General features: G+C 48.4%; 22 protein-coding genes. 8 read left to right on the plus strand and 14 right to left on the minus strand.

Annotation, left to right across the window (positions count from 1 at the left end):
- Positions 1 to 19 precede the first annotated feature (19 nt).
- From AF331_RS20325 to AF331_RS20345, 5 genes are all read right to left on the minus strand, one after another.
- Positions 20 to 1,315 (minus strand): arsenical efflux pump membrane protein ArsB, encoded by a 1,296-nt coding sequence (locus AF331_RS20325; RefSeq protein ID WP_053429933.1) that lies wholly within the window; start codon positions 1,313 to 1,315, stop codon positions 20 to 22.
- 13 nt (positions 1,316 to 1,328) lie between these two features.
- Positions 1,329 to 1,655 (minus strand): ArsR/SmtB family transcription factor, encoded by a 327-nt coding sequence (locus AF331_RS20330; RefSeq protein WP_048004946.1) that lies wholly within the window; start codon positions 1,653 to 1,655, stop codon positions 1,329 to 1,331.
- A gap of 177 nt (positions 1,656 to 1,832) precedes the next feature.
- On the minus strand, positions 1,833 to 3,134 hold the full coding sequence (locus tag AF331_RS20335; protein ID WP_053429806.1) for an NAD(P)-binding domain-containing protein: 1,302 nt from the start codon (positions 3,132 to 3,134) through the stop codon (positions 1,833 to 1,835).
- Complete coding sequence (locus AF331_RS20340) at positions 3,131 to 3,640, minus strand: arsinothricin resistance N-acetyltransferase ArsN1 family A (protein WP_152915741.1); 510 nt, start codon at positions 3,638 to 3,640, stop codon at positions 3,131 to 3,133. Before AF331_RS20340 ends, AF331_RS20335 begins: the two co-directional genes overlap by 4 nt.
- Before the next feature lie 72 nt (positions 3,641 to 3,712).
- Positions 3,713 to 4,168, minus strand: coding sequence for a MarR family winged helix-turn-helix transcriptional regulator (locus AF331_RS20345; RefSeq protein WP_048016117.1), 456 nt, complete (start codon positions 4,166 to 4,168; stop codon positions 3,713 to 3,715).
- A gap of 136 nt (positions 4,169 to 4,304) precedes the next feature.
- Here AF331_RS20345 and AF331_RS20350 point away from each other — a divergent pair, with 136 nt between their 5' ends.
- Complete coding sequence (locus AF331_RS20350; RefSeq protein ID WP_053429808.1) at positions 4,305 to 4,739, plus strand: GNAT family N-acetyltransferase; 435 nt, start codon at positions 4,305 to 4,307, stop codon at positions 4,737 to 4,739.
- A gap of 259 nt (positions 4,740 to 4,998) precedes the next feature.
- Here AF331_RS20350 and AF331_RS20355 read toward each other — a convergent pair whose 3' ends face one another.
- From AF331_RS20355 to AF331_RS20380, 6 genes are all read right to left on the minus strand, one after another.
- Complete coding sequence (locus tag AF331_RS20355; protein WP_053429809.1) at positions 4,999 to 7,449, minus strand: FtsX-like permease family protein; 2,451 nt, start codon at positions 7,447 to 7,449, stop codon at positions 4,999 to 5,001.
- Complete coding sequence (locus AF331_RS20360; protein WP_053429810.1) at positions 7,446 to 8,201, minus strand: ABC transporter ATP-binding protein; 756 nt, start codon at positions 8,199 to 8,201, stop codon at positions 7,446 to 7,448. Before AF331_RS20360 ends, AF331_RS20355 begins: the two co-directional genes overlap by 4 nt.
- A 123-nt stretch (positions 8,202 to 8,324) precedes the next feature.
- Positions 8,325 to 8,798 (minus strand): hypothetical protein, encoded by a 474-nt coding sequence (locus AF331_RS20365; RefSeq protein WP_053429811.1) that lies wholly within the window; start codon positions 8,796 to 8,798, stop codon positions 8,325 to 8,327.
- Between the two features lie 71 nt (positions 8,799 to 8,869).
- Positions 8,870 to 9,478 carry an ABC-2 transporter permease gene (locus tag AF331_RS20370; protein ID WP_053429812.1) on the minus strand — a complete coding sequence of 203 codons (609 nt, stop codon included), beginning with the start codon at positions 9,476 to 9,478 and terminating at the stop codon, positions 8,870 to 8,872.
- Complete coding sequence (locus AF331_RS20375; RefSeq protein WP_053429813.1) at positions 9,459 to 10,340, minus strand: ABC transporter ATP-binding protein; 882 nt, start codon at positions 10,338 to 10,340, stop codon at positions 9,459 to 9,461. The genes AF331_RS20370 and AF331_RS20375 overlap by 20 nt, the downstream gene beginning before the upstream one ends.
- Positions 10,340 to 10,717: a GntR family transcriptional regulator gene (locus AF331_RS20380; protein ID WP_053429814.1), complete on the minus strand. Its 378-nt coding sequence runs from the start codon at positions 10,715 to 10,717 to the stop codon at positions 10,340 to 10,342. The genes AF331_RS20375 and AF331_RS20380 overlap by 1 nt, the downstream gene beginning before the upstream one ends.
- A gap of 157 nt (positions 10,718 to 10,874) precedes the next feature.
- Between AF331_RS20380 and AF331_RS20385 the strand changes: the two genes are divergently transcribed.
- From AF331_RS20385 to AF331_RS20410, 6 genes are all read left to right on the plus strand, one after another.
- A complete protein-coding gene (locus AF331_RS20385) occupies positions 10,875 to 11,324 on the plus strand; it encodes a MarR family winged helix-turn-helix transcriptional regulator (RefSeq protein WP_053429815.1) in 450 nt (149 codons plus the stop codon).
- Positions 11,321 to 11,884 (plus strand): TVP38/TMEM64 family protein, encoded by a 564-nt coding sequence (locus AF331_RS20390; protein ID WP_053429816.1) that lies wholly within the window; start codon positions 11,321 to 11,323, stop codon positions 11,882 to 11,884. The genes AF331_RS20385 and AF331_RS20390 overlap by 4 nt, the downstream gene beginning before the upstream one ends.
- 215 nt (positions 11,885 to 12,099) lie before the next feature.
- Complete coding sequence (locus AF331_RS20395) at positions 12,100 to 12,795, plus strand: hypothetical protein (RefSeq protein WP_053429817.1); 696 nt, start codon at positions 12,100 to 12,102, stop codon at positions 12,793 to 12,795.
- Between the two features lie 394 nt (positions 12,796 to 13,189).
- On the plus strand, positions 13,190 to 15,100 hold the full coding sequence (gene thrS, locus AF331_RS20400; RefSeq protein WP_053429818.1) for a threonine--tRNA ligase: 1,911 nt from the start codon (positions 13,190 to 13,192) through the stop codon (positions 15,098 to 15,100).
- 84 nt (positions 15,101 to 15,184) lie between these two features.
- Positions 15,185 to 15,988 carry a sulfite exporter TauE/SafE family protein gene (locus tag AF331_RS20405; RefSeq protein ID WP_053429819.1) on the plus strand — a complete coding sequence of 268 codons (804 nt, stop codon included), beginning with the start codon at positions 15,185 to 15,187 and terminating at the stop codon, positions 15,986 to 15,988.
- A 166-nt stretch (positions 15,989 to 16,154) separates the two neighbouring features.
- On the plus strand, positions 16,155 to 16,373 hold the full coding sequence (locus AF331_RS20410; RefSeq protein ID WP_053429820.1) for a hypothetical protein: 219 nt from the start codon (positions 16,155 to 16,157) through the stop codon (positions 16,371 to 16,373).
- Positions 16,374 to 16,412: 39 nt separating this feature from the next.
- Here AF331_RS20410 and AF331_RS20415 read toward each other — a convergent pair whose 3' ends face one another.
- From AF331_RS20415 to yeiL, 3 genes are all read right to left on the minus strand, one after another.
- On the minus strand, positions 16,413 to 17,219 hold the full coding sequence (locus tag AF331_RS20415) for an MBL fold metallo-hydrolase (protein WP_053429821.1): 807 nt from the start codon (positions 17,217 to 17,219) through the stop codon (positions 16,413 to 16,415).
- A 118-nt stretch (positions 17,220 to 17,337) separates the two neighbouring features.
- A complete protein-coding gene (locus AF331_RS20420) occupies positions 17,338 to 18,036 on the minus strand; it encodes a hypothetical protein (protein ID WP_053429822.1) in 699 nt (232 codons plus the stop codon).
- 14 nt (positions 18,037 to 18,050) lie between these two features.
- Positions 18,051 to 18,725: a transcriptional regulator YeiL gene (gene yeiL / locus AF331_RS20425; RefSeq protein WP_053429823.1), complete on the minus strand. Its 675-nt coding sequence runs from the start codon at positions 18,723 to 18,725 to the stop codon at positions 18,051 to 18,053.
- A gap of 241 nt (positions 18,726 to 18,966) precedes the next feature.
- Between yeiL and AF331_RS20430 the strand changes: the two genes are divergently transcribed.
- On the plus strand, positions 18,967 to 20,148 hold the full coding sequence (locus AF331_RS20430; RefSeq protein ID WP_053429824.1) for an MFS transporter: 1,182 nt from the start codon (positions 18,967 to 18,969) through the stop codon (positions 20,146 to 20,148).
- The last annotated feature ends 25 nt before the right edge of the window (positions 20,149 to 20,173 follow it).

A 20,173-nucleotide genomic window follows, 5' to 3' on the forward strand; every position in this document is an offset into this window, starting at 1 on the left:
TACAATGAGTAGTGTGATTTTATAGGATCAGTAACCAGAGATACAGTCCGACCAGTGTAATGAACAGGGTCGGGATCGTCAGGATGATACCTGTTTTGAAGTATGTTCCCCAAGAGATCTTCACGCCCTTAAGGGACAATACATGAAGCCATAGCAACGTGGCCAGGGAACCGATCGGGGTGATCTTCGGCCCCAGGTCGGAGCCGATGACATTCGCATAAATCAAGGCTTCCCGGATGACCCCCGTCGTATTCGTATCCGATATGGCAATGGCGTCGATCATCACCGTCGGCATATTATTCATGACGGAGGAAAGGATGGCCGCAATGAAGCCCATTCCGATCGTTGCCGCAAACAGCCCTTGGTCCGCCGTAGCTTGGATGGCATCGGATAGGATATCAGTGAGACCTGCGTTGCGAAGTCCATATACCACCACATACATCCCGATTGAGAAGAACACGATGGCCCATGGCGCACCCTTGATGACCGTCTTCGTGTTCACCACGGGACTTCGTTTCGCCATGATCAGGAAAAAGAGTGCGACGATCCCCGCTACGATGGAGACCGGGATCCCGATGAATTCGCTGACGAAATAGCCCGCAAGCAAAACAGCCAGGACCACCCACGACAGCTTGAACATTTTCTCATCTTTGATGGCGTCCACCGGTTTTTTCAGCTGGGACACATCATATTTCCCCGGGATGCTCTTTCGGAAGAAGAGATAGAGCACCAGGATGCTTGCTCCAAGGGAGAAGAAGTTCGGGATGATCATGCGTGAAGCATATTCCACGAACCCGATGTTGAAGTAGTCTGCCGATACAATGTTGACCAGATTGCTCACCACGAGGGGAAGCGATGTGGTATCCGCAATGAATCCACTCGCCATGATGAAAGGAAATACGAGCTTCTCATTAAAGTTAAGATTCCTTACCATCGCCAAGACGATCGGCGTCAGAATCAATGCCGCTCCGTCATTTGCAAACAAGGCTGCCACCACGGCCCCTAAAAGCGAAACGTAGATGAACATGCGGACCCCGCTACCCTTGGCCGCTTTGGCCATATGAAGGGCTGCCCATTCAAAGAACCCGATTTCATCGAGAATGAGTGATATCAGGATGATGGCAATGAAGGTCAGGGTTGCGTTCCACACGATCGATGTAACATCGATGACGTCACTGAATGTGACCACTCCGACGAGCAGGGCCAGGATTGCTCCGCCGCAGGCTGACCAGCCGATCGACAGGCCCTTCGGCTGCCATATGACCAGCACCAGTGTGATCAGGAAGATCACCGATGCCAATATAACTTCTGTCAACATAATTCCTCCTCTAGCAAGTTGCGTTCTCGCCCCTGCATCTCAATTGTTGAAGTACCTCATCGCTGTCGGGAATTTGTTGAAGGATCAGCTTGATCAATTCATGCTCCGGACACGAGGCATTTAATGAAAAATAGCGCCACTGACCCCTTCGTTCTTCCTTCACATAGTCGGCAATCTTCAGCTTTTTCAAATGCTGGCTGATGGACGGCTGACTCATTTCAAACATATCCACGAACTGACAGACACAATAATCAGCCGAGCTCAACAGCTTCATCATCATCAGGCGCGTCGGGTCACCAAGCGTCTTCATACAAGCCGAAACCCTCTTTGCATCCATAACTGCTATCGTTGTCAACACCAATCCCCTCCCTGCACATTCATTTGTATGTACGGATTATATAACGAATCACTTATATAATCAATAACTTATATAAAAAATAACGCATAGGGGCGGTTCCGATGCGCCATTTTTGTCGCATCGGAACCGCCCCCCCGTGTTTTAGTGTTCCATCACTCAGCTACAGGAGGTTGATGCACTGCAGGAGGAAGATGTTGTGGTCGGTTTTGAAAAGGTCACACTGCATACGCCGGTTTCAGGCAGTTCCAGCTCCACTTTCGAGGCGGCCTCTTCGTCTTGGCTTATGTGTGCCACCACAGACCGTACTTGTTCATACCCGGTTGCCATGAGGAATGTAGGGGCCCGGCCATAGCTCTTGGCTCCGACAATGTAGAAGTTTTTTTCCGGCTGACTGAGTTCCTTCTCACCATGCGGTCTTACCGTCCCGCAGCTGTGGACATTCGGATCAATGAGAGGAGCGAGGGCTTTCACACTTTCTGTCGCTTCATCGATCGCCGTCCGCAGTTCGCTGAAAATGGTGCGGTCCGGACGATTGCCCGTATTGACGATCATTTCATCCACTCCTTTGATTTCAGTTGTGGCATTCTTGATGATCAACGTTCCATTTTCAGCAGACATCACTTGCTCGATCTTGAATCCTTCATATACTTGGACGATGCCGGAATCGACGAGGCGATGGATGCGGCTCCCGAGTTCTCCCCTGGCAGCAAGAGCGTCTTTCTCCTCACCACCGTAAGCCTCACTGACGCTTTTCTTACGGATTATCCAGACAATTCCCGTTTCAGGGTATGCTTCTTTCAGTGTTGCCAGTTCAAGGAGGGCATTAATGGCGGAGTGCCCGCTCCCGACAACAGCCACATTTTTTCCGGAATAACGTTCACGATGTTTCCCCGTCACATCCGGCATGCCATAGAATGATCGTTCGTTGGCATGTCGCTCACCGGAAAGCCAGACACCATCTGAATTGGCCGGGTTCGGGTTCCCCCAAGTCCCCGTAGCATCGATGACGGCCTGCGCTTCAACCTTGGAGACTTCCCCGTCCCGCTCGACGTAGAGGACAAACGGGACTTCGTCACGGCCTGCGGTCTTCATCTTATCGCGATCTTTCTTGCTGATCGACAAGACCTTTGCATTCAGTTCAAGATGAGGCTTTATTTCAACGGTCTCAGAAAGGGGGAGGAGGTAGTCATCGACCAGCTCCCGGCCTGTCGGCAGCGCTTCCAGATCCGGCTCTTGCCACCCTTGGCGTTTCAACAACTCCACTGATTTTTTATCCATGTTATACCTCCAAGGTGAGAAGAGGCGGATATGTTCCCACGTCTTGATATTCGCTCCGACCGCTTCTCCTGCTTCAAATAGGACAAACGGTTGACCGTAACTGATAAGATGAGCGGCAGCTGCCAATCCGACTGGTCCCGCTCCGGTGATGGCAATTGGTAATTGAGGTGATTGGTTCATGATTCTCTCTCCTTTTGGTTAGTTGGTAGAATTTTTTCCATGATCATGACATCGACATATGTTCCATCCAGTATTCCTTGATCCTTAAAGATTCCCACTTCCCGGTATCCACGTTTCCTGTAGAGCCCTTGCCCAAGGGTATTAAACGGGAAGGTGAAGAGGACGAGTTTGTGAAACTGATTTTTGGCCGCTTCCTCCTCCAGGTTCCTCAGAAGCTGCCCGCCGATCCCTTGCCCTCTTGCTCCCCGCCTGATATAAACCGACAACTCGCCCACACCGGCGTACGCCGCTCGCGGACTGTACGGTTGAATACTTGCATATCCGTTGATTCCACCCATTCCTTCAGAAACCAGTACGATGTATCGACCCGTATGACTTTGAAACCATTGGTTTATGTAGACTGCGTCTTTTTGATCCGTTTCCAGCGTGGCAATCCGGTCTTCAATCCCCTCGTTGTATATCGACAGGATCGCTGGCAGGTCCTTTTCTGTAGCATGACGAATCATTCCACCACCTCCATTTGAATTAGTCATTTATTGACTTTATCAAATACAGGTCCGAAAGCAACACCACTCCCATCAAGTGGCGCAGCTCCCATTTCCTCCGTTCTGGCGCATAGCCGAGAGGAGGAGACTCATACTTTCCATGACCTGATCATGTTTAGCCGGCTCTATGAACTGAAAAATATTCCCGATGTATTGGAGCATCTGACCAGCAATTTCGTCCGCTTTCTCTTCACCTGTATCTGTCAGGGCAAGGAGCACGTAGCGCCGGTCTTTTGGATCGGCTGTCCGGGAGAGGAGCTCCATTTCTACAAGCTTGTTTACTTGTTTGCTTAGCATACCCGTATCCATCACCAGCTTTTGAGCCAGCGTTTGAAGGGAGATAGCAGGACTTTTTTGAAGCTCATACACAATATGACTTTGCGTTACCGTGATCCCGCAGCAGTCGGATCCATCTCGCTGCAATAATCCGAAATCCCTGACAAGCTGCTGAAGCATTTCGCGCATCTCACTCTGCTTTTCTTTATTCATAGAATCACTTCCTTACTTACATGATAATACCAATAGTTGATTAAGTCAACTATAATTCTTATTCTTTCCGCTTTTTTGAAAATAGTCTACTATTAAAACGAGACACGATCATAGTTTTCAAGAAAGGACGGCGGCAATGTCATCACTAACGATTCTTACCAAAGAAAAACTGACTGATTGCATCCACCTGTACGTCGACGTATTCAATTCTCCACCCTGGAACGAAACATGGACCGTGGGGTCGGCAGAGGAACGGCTGTCAGACCTCGTGAGCACACCGAAATTCCGCGGTTATACCCTGCACATTGATGGAAAGCCCGCCGGCTTCATTGCAGGTAATGCCAAAAGGACATCAAAAGGGATGACCTTCTATATCGCAGAGCTTTGCGTCGACCCATCCATACAGGGAAAAGGAATTGGATCCACACTCCTCTCTCACTTGGAAAAGGAACTGAACCGTGAAGGAATTCAGTCGATCTATCTTCTCACCTCGCCGGGATCTCCTGCGGAAGGTTTTTATGAACGGCACTCCTTCACAAAGAATGACAACAGGATTATCATGCATAAATGAAAGCGTTTCACGTGAAACAATAAAGCCTGGGAATGCTTATATTCAAGCATTCCCAGGCAATTTATCAATTCAGCACGTTACCCGTGATATACATCGTGATCAGACCGCCGAAAATAAAGAACAATAAGATCATACCCAAAATGATCCAAAATTTCTTCATGTATAACCAACCCTTCATGGATATTGATACGCCCATTGTAACACAACAGGCTTAAAAACAACCCTCTCCGGATGCGTCCAAATGTGACAGAATCAGGGCTTATTCGTTCAATTCTTCTGTCAGCTTCCGTCCCCCGATGCGGTAGGCAAGTGGGGTGAATATGATCAGGGTCGTCACCACCATCGTGAGGACGATCCCTCCTATGATGCCGTAGTCAATGGCCAGCGGTCCCGGATCAATGATATTGATGATATAGGAGATGACGGCTCCAACCACGATACCAAGACTTATTCCGATCAAGATATATAATAGCACCTGTGTGAGGATCACACTGATGATTCCTTTCCTGGTAAGTGACAGGGTCCTTAATATGGCAAACTCCTTACGCTTCGAATGAATATTGTTCAATAGGGTGTTGAAGACGCCGATTGTGACGCTCAGAAGCATCACGCCAAGGAAGATGATGAAGATGGACCAGCGCTGTTGGAACATTTCATTTGATTCTTTAACAGACTGCCCGTACGAGTGGACCTGCAGTTCCGGAAACTCCCCCTTCAATGATTCCAGTTGCCCTGGGACCCCTCCACTGACGAACATCCTCGCAAATCCTGCGTCACTGAACGTATCGTCCTTCCAATCCACCAGGATATCCGTATCAAAAAACTCACCTTCGATGGCGGCTACCTTTAAAGGCTTCAACGGAACATAGTCCTCCAAATCATTCGAGAATGTTTCCAATTGAAGGCGGTCCCCCGCTTTCAAATCATGCTTCTTGGCAAAAGGTTCAGAGACAATCACACCGTCCTCATCACTGGATGATTCATCGATGAATCCTTGCTTCACCATCCCATCCAGATCACCCCTCAGGACCGTCACGTCCAAGCGGGAATCCCCTTCCATAAGGGCGGCCCCTGTATAGGTACTGATGAAGCTTGCTTCAGAACCAGGCATTTTTTCTTCGACTGATTCCTTCAGTTTGAATGGATCAAGGGATGTCGACTCCAGTCTTGACTGCAACACGACTTCCGTCGGAAACTGGCTCTTTAGATACAGGGCTTCATTGTTCTGGATCGTCGTCAGCATGACGGATCCAAATACGGCAATGATCATCATCATGCTCACCGTCAGGATCACGAATGTATTTTTCTTCACCTGGGGAATGACATTCCGGATTGCGACGTAGGAGGCATTTCCGGCTATTCTCCTCAGGAAGGGCGCGCCCTTCTTCAGGATCGGTGAGAGATAGAGTGGGAACAGGACGAAAATGGAAAGGGTGAAAATTGTCGCGGCAGCAAGCACGCTCAACACCTGATTCTCCTCATCCACCGCCACCAGTTTTCCGAATACCAACACGACGATGCTCATGATGAGCAGGGCCCTGCCTATGACCCTCCTCCCCTTGGTGGAGAACGAGAGCTCCTCATTCTCCTGCATGACCTTCAATGGTAGGGTCTTCCCGTTTTTAATGGCCGGGATCAGAAGGAACAACTGGATCAGGAAGGCACATGCCACAGTCACCCACAGGGTGGTGCCGGTATGGAAGTCTCCACGTGCCACAGCTATGCCCATCCAATCCTGGAGGAATCCCTGGACGTAGCGCTGACTGAGGTAAGCGAGCCCCACGCCAAGGAAGGCACCTGTTGCCGTGATGACACTGCTTTGAATGAAGATGATTCCGAAAAGCTGCTTCGCGGTTGCGCCGATCGACCTCATGATGGCAAACTGCTGTTTATATTTGTATAAGAACGTTTCAAAGTTCGAGATGATCAGGAGTGAAGTCACGATCAGGACGAAGAAGCTAAGGACATAAATAAAGATGGAGAGGGATGATAGATTCGCTGTCAGATACGGGTTCTCTTCTGCCAGTTCGACGCGGAGTCCCTCATCCAATCCCTTGATTTGCGTCGCAAGCTTGAGATTGTCTGTTCCTGCTGCCGTCTTCACCAGTACATAGGTGGCTTCGATGTCCCCACCCATGAAGCGCTTCACGTCATCATAAGAGAGAATCAGGATATCGGGCACCACCCCAGTGCCCGTATTGTCCTTGAACGTCTCAATCAAGGAAAGGGTCTTCCCTTCCACCGTCAACTCATCCCCTACTCCCACTCCTAGGGCCTTGGCAAGGGACTCATTAATGATGATCTCACCTTCCCCCACCTCTTTGTTGAAATGATAGCGGCTCTTGACCAGCTCATCGGTACCGACCCCGAGACTGTACGTAGGGGCTTCCCCTCCGAATGAAGAAAGGGCGAGCTGGGAGATGAGGACATTGGACGTCTCTTCTACACCTTCCATTGCGGTCAGCCGGTCAAGGAAATCCTGATCGATGAACCCGTTATCAGCGGTATCATATCCGACAGACAGATCCATCGTCCCGAACATTTCCGTGACTTCATCCTTCACCGTCTGCTTGGCATTCATGGCGAACAGCATCATGGTGAGAACGAGGGAGATGGAGAGACAGACGCTCAGGATCGAAGACAGGGTGATGAACGGATTTGCCCTCAGGAAGCGCATGGAGGTGGCGAAGATCGTCTTCATGCCCCTCATTGACGTAGCTCCATGATCATCTGGAATTTCTTCAGGATGGCTGAAAGGTCGCCACTCCCTTTACACCGGTGCTCATCCACGATCTGACCATCATGGAAGAAGAGGACCCGGTCCCCATAGGTGGCCACATTCGGATCATGGGTGACCACGATGACGCTTTTTTGGAATGTTTCTTTCAGTTCGACCAGCATATGTAAGATATCCCTGCTTGTATTGAAGTCCAGGTTGCCCGTCAGTTCGTCTGCAAGGATGATGGGTGGCGATGTGACCAGGGCACGCCCGATGGCCACGCGCTGTTGCTGCCCTCCGGATAGCTCGACCGGCCTGTGCTTACGCCAATCCGAAAGCTGCACGAGACTCAGCATCTCATCCACCTTTTGCTTCACTATGTTCTTCTCCATGCCTTTCAACACCAAGGGCAGACCGATATTTTCTTCAACAGTGAGGTCCTTTAGAAGGTTAAATGACTGGAAGATGAACCCGATGTGATCGCGACGGTAGAGGGTGGCATCCGGTTCCTTGAAAAATCGGGTTTTCTCTTCTCCGTTCAGCATGATGGAACCTCCACTCGGCTCATCCAGTGCCCCGAGGATATTCAGGAGCGTACTCTTTCCGGATCCGCTTGTGCCCATGATGGTCAGCATCTCCCCCTGCTCCAGGGAAAATGATACCCCCCTCAGGGCGTTCACCTCGTGACCTGCACCTTGGTACTTCTTATGTAAATTGCTGATTTCCAATACCGATTGACTCATGAGCCACCTCGTTTAAGATAATCTATCCATTATTGTTGTAATTTTACAACCAGTGGTCACTTCCTGCAAATTTTAAATAAAAAAGTCCAGTGGCATCTAAAAGCCACAGGACCTTGAGGGTCATCAATCGATATGCTTTCTCTTTGTGATGGTCTCCTGAGCGAGCTGAAATCCATAAATCAGGAGAGACTTCAGAAAGAAAACGGCATACACTTGGTACTCATTCAATCTGACATATGAAAATATCCCATGCTTCTTCAAGAATTTTGAGAATGGATAAATGAAGAAAAGGTCGGTCACAAAGTTCGTCAGCAGATACTTAATGAAATTGCCGTAAGAGAACTTAAGGATCCAGATCGTCCCGATAAGGAACTGCCCCCATATGAGGGGTGTCTCCCCATTTGCTTTAGGAAACAGCCTCTCATAGAACCACCACCATTTCCTCTTCTCGGCCAGGACCCCTTCCAGCCGGATGAACAGACAGATGAACAGACTCGCCAGTCCGTATCGTTTAACGGTTTCCTTCCCAAGGAATGGAGCCGAAAGCCACGGAACCAATAAGATCAACCACAACAAGAGTCTTGGATGCTTCGTCATCAATACGCCCTCCTCAATGAATCTTCAAGCGTATTGTCTCCATGAAGCAGGATTAATATGAGAGGCTGCGATTAAAATACTTTTTTCTCATAAATGCGGATCGACAGGACCCACGAGAGCGCGAAGATCGCCAGGACCGCCACACAGACAATCAGATAGGGGGCGGTACTTTGCAGGGAGACCAGCGTCCCGACAGATTCCCTTATGATGTCATTCAAATTGGGGATGAACACATTCACGACGGCAAAGTAAGTCGCGAACAGGACAAGTGAGGCTATCATCAGATACTTGGATGCAAACCGGTAAGCAAACGGGAGCATGAAGGAAAGGGACAGGAGGGACAGCATCGTCATGAAGACGATCCCTTGCCATTCCATGATCCTGCCGTGAATGATCAGACTCCCTAAAAATAGCAGGATGGTGATGGCAACCGTATAGATTAGGACGCTGAGATACTTGGAACTGACGATTTCCTTACGGGTGAACGGAAGGGAATTCAGAAGGAGATTGATCGTCGGCTTCTCATCATTCCCAAAGGTCGACATCGATAGGACCAGGATGAAGACAAGCCCCACCCAGATCGGCGGAGCCCCCAGGACAAGATAGAGGACCAAGACGCCCAAAAGGATGACCAGGATATTTCGATGGAGCATGAAGTCCTTACGAATTAACTGAAGCATTGATTCGGTCCCCTTTCTTCGTGTAATACATGATGTCCTCCAACGTCGGTGCCTCGATGAGGGCGTGGCCGCCGAACAGACTCTCAGCCTTCCCACGGTCGGCTGTCAGGGCTTCGAAGCCGAATTTCGTCTTCTTCAAACTGACAAACTCCTTTTCCGTATCTGCATCCAGCAGTTCAAGCCCACCTTTGACCAATGCGTAATCTTCTTCAATGCCGTAATAAGGCTTTGTGAAGATATGCCTTCCATCATGGATGAACGTGATATAATCGGCCGCGCTCTCAAGGTCCGTCGTGATGTGGGTCGAGTAAAGGATCGTCTTCTCCCCCTCCTCCATCACGCTGTGCAGGATATCGAGGAGCTCCCTGCGGAAGATGGGATCAAGACCTGCTGTCGGTTCGTCCATCAGGATGAGTTCTGCGTGATGGGAAAATGCAATAGCCAGTGAAGCCTTCATGAGCATTCCTTTCGAGAAGGTCTTAAGCCTTTTCTTCAAGGGAAGCTGGAACATCGTAACATACTGTTCGAACACATCATCATCCCATCTAGAATAGGACCACTTCGCAATTTTTTTCATTTCATGGAGTGTCAGCTGCTCGTAGAAGACATTCTCATCAAATACGAAGCCGATCCGTTCCTTTATTTCCTTTTCATGATTCCTGTAGTCCATACCGAGCACCTTCAGCTCTCCACGGTCCGGCTTCAACAGGTTCAGGATCATTTTGAGCGTCGTGGATTTTCCGACCCCGTTCCCCCCAATCAGTCCTGTTATGAACCCTTTCTTCACTTCGAGTGAAAAATCATTGATTTCAAAGCCGTTGAATCGTTTCTCCACATTCCTCAGTTCAATTGCATTCTCCATCAGTCTTCCTCCCTATATAACATGTCGAGCAACTCTTGAAGTTCGGAAAGAGGAATCCCCATTTCCTTCCCGCTCCGGATGGCTGAAGAGAGCTGCTCTTCAATCCCCTTCATCTTCTCCTCCTTGATCAGCTCGCTGTTTTGATCCGCAACGAACGATCCTTTCCCTACAACTGAGTAGATGTATCCGTTCTTCTCAAGTTCTTCGTACGCACGCTTCGTCGTAATCAGGCTGACGCTGAGTTCCTTTGCCAGCTGCCTCATGGATGGCAGGCTTTTTCCGGCTTGAAGATGCCCCGATATGATCTGCTCCTTTACCTGTTCGTTGATCTGTTCATAAATCGGCTGCTTGGAGCGATTTGAAATTAGGATTTTCATACCTGAACCTCTCAATTTTTACTTTATATGTAACAATATATACAATATACACAATATATACAATAGGAATTCCAAAAAGATTGTGATTGACCAATACTCCCTGATGATTTAATATGTTTAATAGTTTAACTACATAAACTATTAGAGGTGAATAAACTTGAATCAAGCTGCCTATATCAAAGAAGCCGTATCCATTTTCAACTCCATCAACAGCCATCTTCTGAAACATCATTTTGCGAAATTGAACCACGATATCCCTCCTAAGCAGTTCATGATCATGAAATACGTGTACGAAGTCAAGAAGACAAAAATCCAGGATGTGGCGGAACAATTCGACCTTTCCATGAGCTCCGTCAGCCAGCTCGTTAAAAAGCTAGAATCAGACGGATTTGTGACTCGCTCCATCAATCCAGACAATCGAAGGGAAACATTTTTGACCCTGGGTGATAAGGGAGAATACTACTTCAAAGAGTATGAACGCGTCGATCAATACATCATGGACCACTATTACGCACAATTAAGCATCGAGGAGACGAAACAGATGCGCGATATCGCGAGGAAGCTCCAAGGAATCGTCATGGATGATAGTCAAGGGGACGACGAGTGAATTGGGAGCAGCAGACAATCGACCTTTTCCTTGCATATGAGTCGATAGCCGTCGTCATCAGCATCGTATTGAACATTGTCATCAGCGTTCTGGGCGTCGTCCCCAGCGTCTTTTTGACTGCTGCAAACCTCGCTGTATTCGGCCTCTGGGGTGGAATCGGCGTGTCATTCATCGGGGAGGTATTCGGGGCCATCATCGCCTTTTTCCTTTATCGTAAAGGCTTCAGGCAGTTGAAGGATCGGAAGGGGTTCACCCACCCTAAAGTTCAGAAGCTGTTAGGTGCCTCTGGAAAAGAATCATTCATCCTCATCCTTTCCCTGAGGATCATGCCCTTCATCCCATCGGGGTTGGTGACGTTCATCGCAGCCATCGGCAAAACGCCGTGGACGGTATTTGTTGCGGCAAGCTCCCTTGGCAAGATCCCTGCCATTTTGATAGAGGGATTTTCGGTTTATCAGGTCATTCAGTGGACAGGAACGGGGAAATGGATCCTTGCCGCCCTTGCAGGAATCTTCCTCTTCATCATCATCAAAAGGCTTTATGCACGGCCAACCAGTTGAAACTTCTGCACGATGAATAATAATTACGACTGCTCAATGGCAGATACTTGGACACTATTTATCCATAGTAAGCATATTTATTATGAACGCTCTTTTAAAGTTACATTGTTAGTAAATTGATGCTTGCCCGATGAACAATGAAGACACTGTTGGGTTCGGGAAGGGCGGCAACGGTTTCAATGTCGACTAATTTGAAACGAGATGGGAAGTGCAAAATGGAAGATATTTATACTAATGTTTTGAAAAATGACAGATTAGATGAATACCCTTTATTCAAAAAGTTTTGTGTCCTCAAAGAAAAAGGGCTACGAAAGGAATCCTTTAAAGCATTATCCTCATTTATAGATGAAGCAAAGGAATGGGATAAAGATAAACAACAGAATTTTGCTTGTTGGCTATTTACTTTATTTGAAGTATCAGACAATATTCACCACTTACTTGTTCATCCTTTAGAAGAAAATTTATTAAAGTCTATACTTAAGGAATGGATTAAGAAAAATCCTAAAGAACCAAGACCATATAGGTGGTTTGGCTTGTTTTTACAAACCGAAGAACGTATTGAATACTTAAATATTGCAATTGAACTTGGTGGAAAAAGCGAACAATTATCATTGTTAAAACTCATTGATATTCATTTTTACTCGCTGTGGTATTCGTTTCACCATATATCTGAAGATTTATATTTAGGCAGTATTGAAAAAGATACTAAACTTATTTCCAATATACAGCAGTTAAATGATAAAGTAGAATGCACACAAACCAGGAAGAATATCGATGACGAAATTAACTATTATAGAGAACTTTTGAATGATTGGATGATGTTTAAAAAAGAACAAAAAAAGGACTTTGTTGAATGGTGTAAAAGCAATAATAAAGATTACCATTGGACAAATGCTTATTATTACGAATAAAGAAGGGCTTTTTATAGCCCACTTAAAATTGTGCTAAATCAACATTGAGATTTAGCGGAGGTATCAGGAAAATAAAGTATTTACATTATTTTCTTCCTCTGGTATAGTTGGTAACAATTTAATCAATCGACTCGGCCATGACGAGGATACGAGGCTGGATGAACGGTTTACAGAGAAGGGAGACAAGGCTGAAAGCTCCCCAATGCAGCATCCGGTTTTACTCCCTTTGAGCCGCGCTTGGAAACTTGCGCCGTCTTATGCGATGTTACAGCATATTCAATGAGCCACCGCTTGCGGTGGGAATTTGGGTGGAACCACGGGTAATCAACACATGCTCGTCCCTTCTTGGGACGTCATGTGTTTTTTTATTTTTATAGAAAAGGAGACAAAGAAGATGTCAAATCAACTCGTTAGGATTACATTTCCAGATGGTCAACAACAAGAATTCCCACAAGGTGTCACACTGACCCATATCGCTCAGTCAATCAGCCCGGGCTTACGCAAAAAAGCCGTGGCAGGGAGTGTGAATGGGACGACGGTTGATTTGACACGACCGATTCTTGAGGACGCTGACATTGCTATTTACGATGCCGGGTCTCAGGAGGGAATCGGTGTCTTACGCCATTCGGCCGCCCATATCCTCGCCCAGGCAATCAGACGACTGTATCCGGACGCCTCTTTCGGAGTAGGGCCGGTGATCGAGAACGGATTCTATTATGATATCGATATAGAAAAAGCTTTAGTCCCGGAGGATCTGGTGGAGATCGAGGACATGATGGGACAGATTGTCCAAGAGGATCTTCTTGTCCTCCGAAAAGAAGTGACAAAGGATGAGGCGGAGCACCTCTTCTCTCATGATCCATTGAAACTGGAACTGCTTGAAGATATTCCTGCCGGCGAAGCCATAACGGTATACGAACAAGGGGAATTCTATGATCTCTGCCGCGGTCCCCATGCGCCGTCCACTGGCAAGGTGAAGCACTTCAAGCTTATGAGTGTCTCAGGGGCATACTGGCGGGGGAACAGCGACAACCGTATGCTCCAACGGATCTACGGGGTCGCCTTTGCGTCGAATAAGGAAATGGGGGAGCACTTCCTTTTTCTTAAAGAGGCGGAAAAACGGAATCACCGGAAGCTCGGGAAGGAGCTCGACCTGTTCATGTTCTCGGAAGAAGCTCCGGGGATGCCCTTTTACTTGGCGAACGGACAGTTGATCCGGAATGAGCTGGAATCCTTCTTAAGAGACCTCCAGACATCATACGATTATCAGGAAGTACGCACTCCCCTCATGATGAACCAGCGCCTTTGGGAGCAGTCCGGTCACTGGGATCATTACAAAGAGAATATGTACTTCACTCAGGTCGACGATCAATCGTTTGCCCTTAAGCCCATGAATTGTCCGGGACATATGCTGATCTTCAAGAATGGTCTACGCTCTTACCGGGACCTGCCGATCCGCATGGCAGAGTTCGGACAAGTACACCGCCACGAGTTCAGCGGGGCCCTCAATGGTTTGTTGCGCGTCCGCAGCTTCTGTCAGGATGATGCCCATATCTTTGTAACGCCGGAGCAGATCGAGGCAGAAGTGTCCCTTGCCTTGAAGATCATCGACCATGTATACCAGGTGTTCGGGTTCAGCTACGAAATCGAGCTTTCCACCCGTCCCGATGACTTCATGGGGGATCCCGATCTGTGGGACCAAGCAGAATCTGCTCTGGAGAACGTATTGAAGAAGAATGATCTTCCTTACAAAGTCAACGAGGGTGACGGTGCTTTCTACGGACCGAAGATCGATATCCACATCAGGGATGCCATCAAGCGCAGCCATCAGTGCGCGACCGTCCAGCTCGACTTCCAGCTTCCCGAGAAGTTCGATCTGACATACGTGAATGAAGAAAACGAGAAAGTGCGCCCGGTTGTCATCCATCGTGCCGTCTTCGGTTCCATTGACCGCTTCCTCGGCATCCTGATCGAGCACTTTGGAGGAGCGTTCCCCCTTTGGCTCGCACCTAAGCAGGTCGAGGTCATCCACGTCTCAGATGCGCACACGCCATATGCCGAAAGCGTTCTGCTGAAACTTCGGCAGGCAGGGATACGCGCCTCTTTGAATAATAGGAATGAAAAGCTTGGGAAGAAGATCCGCGAAGGACAAATGCGAAAAGTTCCATATATTCTTGTGCTTGGAGATAAAGAGAAAGAGAATGGCTCCGTGACCGTCCGGTGCTACGGAAGCGAGAAGCTTGAGGAATACCCCGTAAATGATTTCGTGGAAAAGGTAAGAGATCAGATCCGCGACAAGCAGTGATGGGAATGTCGCCTTGTTGAATGCCAAAAAGTAGCGTATCCTAAAAAGATAAAGCTGCCTCAATCCAACAAGGAAGGTGTCAACATGACCGTTTCTCTTATCATGTTCGGCCTGATCGGGATCCTGATCGGGATTCTCTCAAGTATGTTCGGTTTCGGTGGAGGCTTCGTCGTGGTACCGGTGCTGTATGCATTCCTGCCCGACACGATCCCTCATGAATACCTCATGCACACAGCCATCGGATCATCCCTTGCCGTCATGATCATCAACTCATTCAACTCAACCTATAATCACTCCCGAAAAGGGAATATCAAGTGGTCTGTCTTCAAGAAGCTCGCGGGGTTCATTGCTGCCGGATCACTCATCGGCGGCATCGTGGCCATCTTCATCGACAGCGAGGTGCTACGATACCTCTTCATCGCCCTGCTCTCCTATATCCTGATCAGCAATCTGGTGAAGAAGACGTTCACCTCCGATCGGGAGGACGATGACTTTGAGCTTCCAGGAAAAAAGGCTGCGACTGTCTTCGGTACCGGGATCGGATTCATCTCCACCCTCCTCGGCATCGGTGGAAGCGTCATGACCATCCCGTTCCTCCGGAAGCAAGGGATGCGGATGCTGAATGCTGTCGCACTGGCGACCCCACTCGGCCTCCCCATCGCCATTGTAGGGGCAATCAGCTACTTGGTTTCAGGTTTGCAGGTAGACCATATGCCCGCATCCACCATCGGGTTCATTTACCTCCCTGCCCTCGTCGGATTCACGGTTGGGGGATTCATAGGGGTCCCATTCGGGAGAAAATGGGCACAGAAACTGCCTGACGGAATCTTTTCAAAAGCGTATCTTGCCATCCTGGCCGTCGTCATCATCATGATGATCGTGGCATAAATCAAACGGGGACGAATCCGGTGCAGACCTGCACTGGATTCGTCCCCGTTTTTATTCTTTATTCAGTTGCAAAAGCCCCGCTTACTTGAGAGGACGGCTGGAGATATATCACGATGAAACCTTTATGGTGGTCCATCCGTAAATAAGAGCAAAGGAGTTGAACAACATGGTTGCTTGTACAAACTGTCAGAATAAATGGAGGGGACGAGATCTTTGGAAACTTGGTTTCTCCAAAGAAGGAAAAAGCTGTCCCCACTGTGGTACCACCCAATACATTTCTGCCGAGTCGCAGAGGATGATGAGCCTCGGCTTCATCAGTTTGGTGGCCATTCTGCTTTTCCCTTTCATCATAAAGCTGAGCGGAGAGAAAGAGCCCCTCTGGTAAATCTGAACCGGCATGATCGGTAAGGGATCGTTCCGGTTTCTATAATTCTTCGAGAATGGACGAAACAATATGCTTGGAGTCCCATTCTCCTCTGGAAAATGACATGATCGGGTACTTTTTGGGGAACATAGTCTGTTGAATCTCATTGACTCCAAGGCCTTCATGATGCAGGGCCGTCACCTTTTCCTTAATTTTTGTTAAGTACTCAAGCTTAAGCTTCATGGCTTTTTTCCCATTCTTCACATAGCCTGCATGACAGCAGAACATCTCGTCGAAGTCATACGTGAGAATTTCTCTGATTGAGCGGATGATGGCAGGTATGCTTTCTTCCCGCAATACAATTTTCGTTTTAGGAGAAACGTAGAGATCCCCCGAGAATAGGTGCCCGGTTGACTCATTCAGGAATGAAACGTGATCGGCTGCATGTCCCGGAGTGGAGATGACCTTGAACACATCCCGCCCGGAATGGATGACTTCAGGCAGCGCTTCTGATTGGAATGCAGGACGCTTACCCCAGAACATCCGTCTGTAAAAGGGGTAGTTTGCCTTTTCCGTACATTCCTTATGATACAGAGGGTTCATCAAGACCGGGATTCCTTTGCTGTTGCAATAGGAGGCGTTCCCTGTATGATCTTCATGATGATGCGTGATCATGACCAATTCAGGGTTCACTTCATCAATGAACGGTCGGAAATGATGACGCAAGGAATGCGACCCGGTATCGATCAGGACATTCCCTGCCGCAAACGCATAGCAATTTAATTTGACTCCGAATGCTTCTTGCCTACATTCGAACAATCGTACGCCTGATTGTTCACTCTCACATGCATATTGTTTAAAAAGCACGTAGAACCCTCCCCGTGATCTCTCTTTCCTCTACTGTACCATATGAATGAATATTCACTCACTTTTTTTCATTAGGAAAAGGAGCAGGAATCTCTCCGCTCCTTCTTACACGACAACCTTACTTGAAATAAAAATGATGAAGGATGAGGGCCACCAGTGCCTCGTGATCCCCGGTCCCCACTTCCATGACCGAAACGTTACTCACGTCATGATTCCGCTTCAATGTTCCGATCGATTCGGTACCTGAAGTCACTGAGATGATAGAGGTGACAGGGTTTGTGATCGTTTGAAGCGTCCGCTCTCCAATCTGTAGCTCGATGACTTGCTTCCGTTTCCCTACGCTCTTTGAATTCACCAGTGTCTTGGCTTTCCCGATCGGCACACCGCCCCGCACGATTTCCCAGTGTTCCTGCATGGAAAACCTGTGTTCCCGATACCATTTCACCTGATAAAGCTCCTCGTCAATCTTGATCTCCATGGATACGTACCAGTTGGAACTGACCATCTCCCCGAGGATGAAACGGCGTTTGTTTTCGTAATACCGTTTGAGATATCCCCTTTTTTGGTCGCCTTTGAATAAAGGCTTAGGGGCGGCGAAGGACCGTTGAAGGTGATAAAAGCTCCACCCCTTCACATCCTTCGGAACATATGCCTGCTCCTTCTTTTCGATATGCTTGGTCAACACGTACAGAATAAGGGCTGCGACGGGAAATAGGAAGGCCGCTCCCAACAGTTCTGGATCGAATGCATCGAAGACAAGATAGCGGAACAAGGCCACGACCATGACCATGACAAAATAAAAGAGTAATTGAATCAACGTTTTCCCTACTTTCAGCTTTCATTTCTCAGAAGTTCGGCCAGGACCTCAAGTGCCCTGGCATCGGTGATGATGTAACGGGTGCCTTCTTTCCTGATGTATCCTTTTTGTGTAAAGGATGAGAGCACATGAAGGAGATGTCTGTAGGAAACACCAAGGAAATCGCAGACCGTCACATGCTTCTCTTTATAGATGGTACCATCCGCCGTCTGGAGGATGAAATCGGCCAATCGATTCTCAAGTGGAAATGACAGGGTTTGAGAATACTTGGCCGACATGGCCGTCGCCTTCAGCGTAAGGAACTTGGTCAACTCCCTCAAGAACGTGGCGTCTTCTAGCAGTTGATCACGGAATGATTCGAATGGAACAGCATAGCAGACCGTTCTTGTAAGTGCCTGGATCCCTTTGGAATAATATACTTCGTTCACAAGCTCCATCTCACCGATGAAGTCATGGGCATTCACAAAGTTGATCAGGGAGACTTTTCCGTTGGAATACGTCACATAGATTTTCGCCTTTCCTTCGATCACATAATAAAAATAGTCGGGCCTTGTCCCTTCCCGGATCAGCCACTCATCCCGCTCAAACACGTGGACTTCCAGATGCCTGTCCATGGGAAAGGAAAAGAAGGACCCTATGGAATGACGTTTCATGATGCTTTGTCTTTGCGCACCTGTGATTTTCTTCATGGCACTTACCCTCCTTTTCTCCACAATGTATAAAGAAGAAAGGTGATCAGGATCAAAAATACGAGTCCAACTCCCACTAACGTATCAAGGATGAAGTCGATTCTTCCCACCTCCAGTTATAATATCTAAAATCTACCATAGTCGTAAGGGGGTGGAAAGACGTGTTTTTCTCAAAATGTGAGATTTCTCATATTTTTTTGCCGCTCTCCTTGGTATGATGCAATCAAATGGAGGAATCGACATGAATACACAACGCTGGATGAGTAGACAATTTTTCACTTTTTATCTTACATGGGGAATCTTCCTGCCGTATTGGACGGGCTGGATGATCAATTCAAAGGGGGTATCGGTTGCAGAGGCAAGCTTGATCATGAGTCTCGGGCTCGTCATCCGCGGACTCTCGACCCTGTTCGCTTTTCCCTACCTTTCTTCTAAATTCAGTAGCAAGATGCTCTTGAACGGCATGGGGATCGGGACCTTCCTGGCCATCCTTCTCTGCATCCCGGCAAGTTCCTACTGGACCCTCATGGCGGTTGTCCTACTGCTGCACTTCTTCTATCCTACGCTCATGCCTGCACTCGACACCGCGGCTGGTGTCCTTGTACAGAACAAACAGCTGAAGCATTACGGAAAAAGCCGCTCCTGGGGGTCCCTAGGCTTCGTCATCGGTGGACTGATCCTCACGCTGTTCACAAGTAAGCTTGGAGATGGGGTCATCATATGGGCCTTATTGATCGGGCTGTTCCTGTTGATCGGACTCGGGATGCTGAAGGCTCCAGACGTCCTGTCTAATAAGCCTAAGCCGTTACCTGCCGACCGAGGCGCCATGCTCAAGCTGTTCAAGGTGAAACACTTCGGCCTTGTCCTTGTCATCGTCATCCTGCTGCAAGCGGCCCATGCGTCTTACTACAACTACGGTTACATCTTCCTTCAGGAAATCGATGCACCCAAGTCCTGGATCGGGGCCATCATGAACATCGGAGTCATCGCTGAGATCCTGTTCTTCCTCGTGGCAGACCGCTTATTCCGGAACGTGTCTGTCGGGACGATGCTTGCAACGGCCGCACTTGGTTCGACCATCCGCTGGCTCCTTGTATTCGCCTTCCCGAGCGTCGCCGTGTTCTCGGTTTCGCAGCTTCTGCACGCCTGCTCATTTGCCATGGGACACTATGCGTTCATGCAGTATCTGATCAAGAACATCGCACCGAAGGACGTCCCGAAGGCGCAGGGCATCTATTCCGCCCTCGCCCTCAGCTGGAGCACCGCCGTCTTCACACTGTTTGGGGGATTTCTGTACGAAATCGACCCGCGTTACGCGTTTTTGGGGATGATCGTCTGCACCATCCCTTCGTTCATCGTCGCACTCGTTTACCGGAAGATACAGAAAAACGACCGGAGTGCCCAGTCGTCCCTGGCAAGTTGACGGGGAACATTACAAAAAGGAATCC

Source organism: Rossellomorea marisflavi (assembly GCF_001274775.1).
Lineage (GTDB): Bacteria > Bacillota > Bacilli > Bacillales > Bacillaceae_B > Rossellomorea > Rossellomorea marisflavi.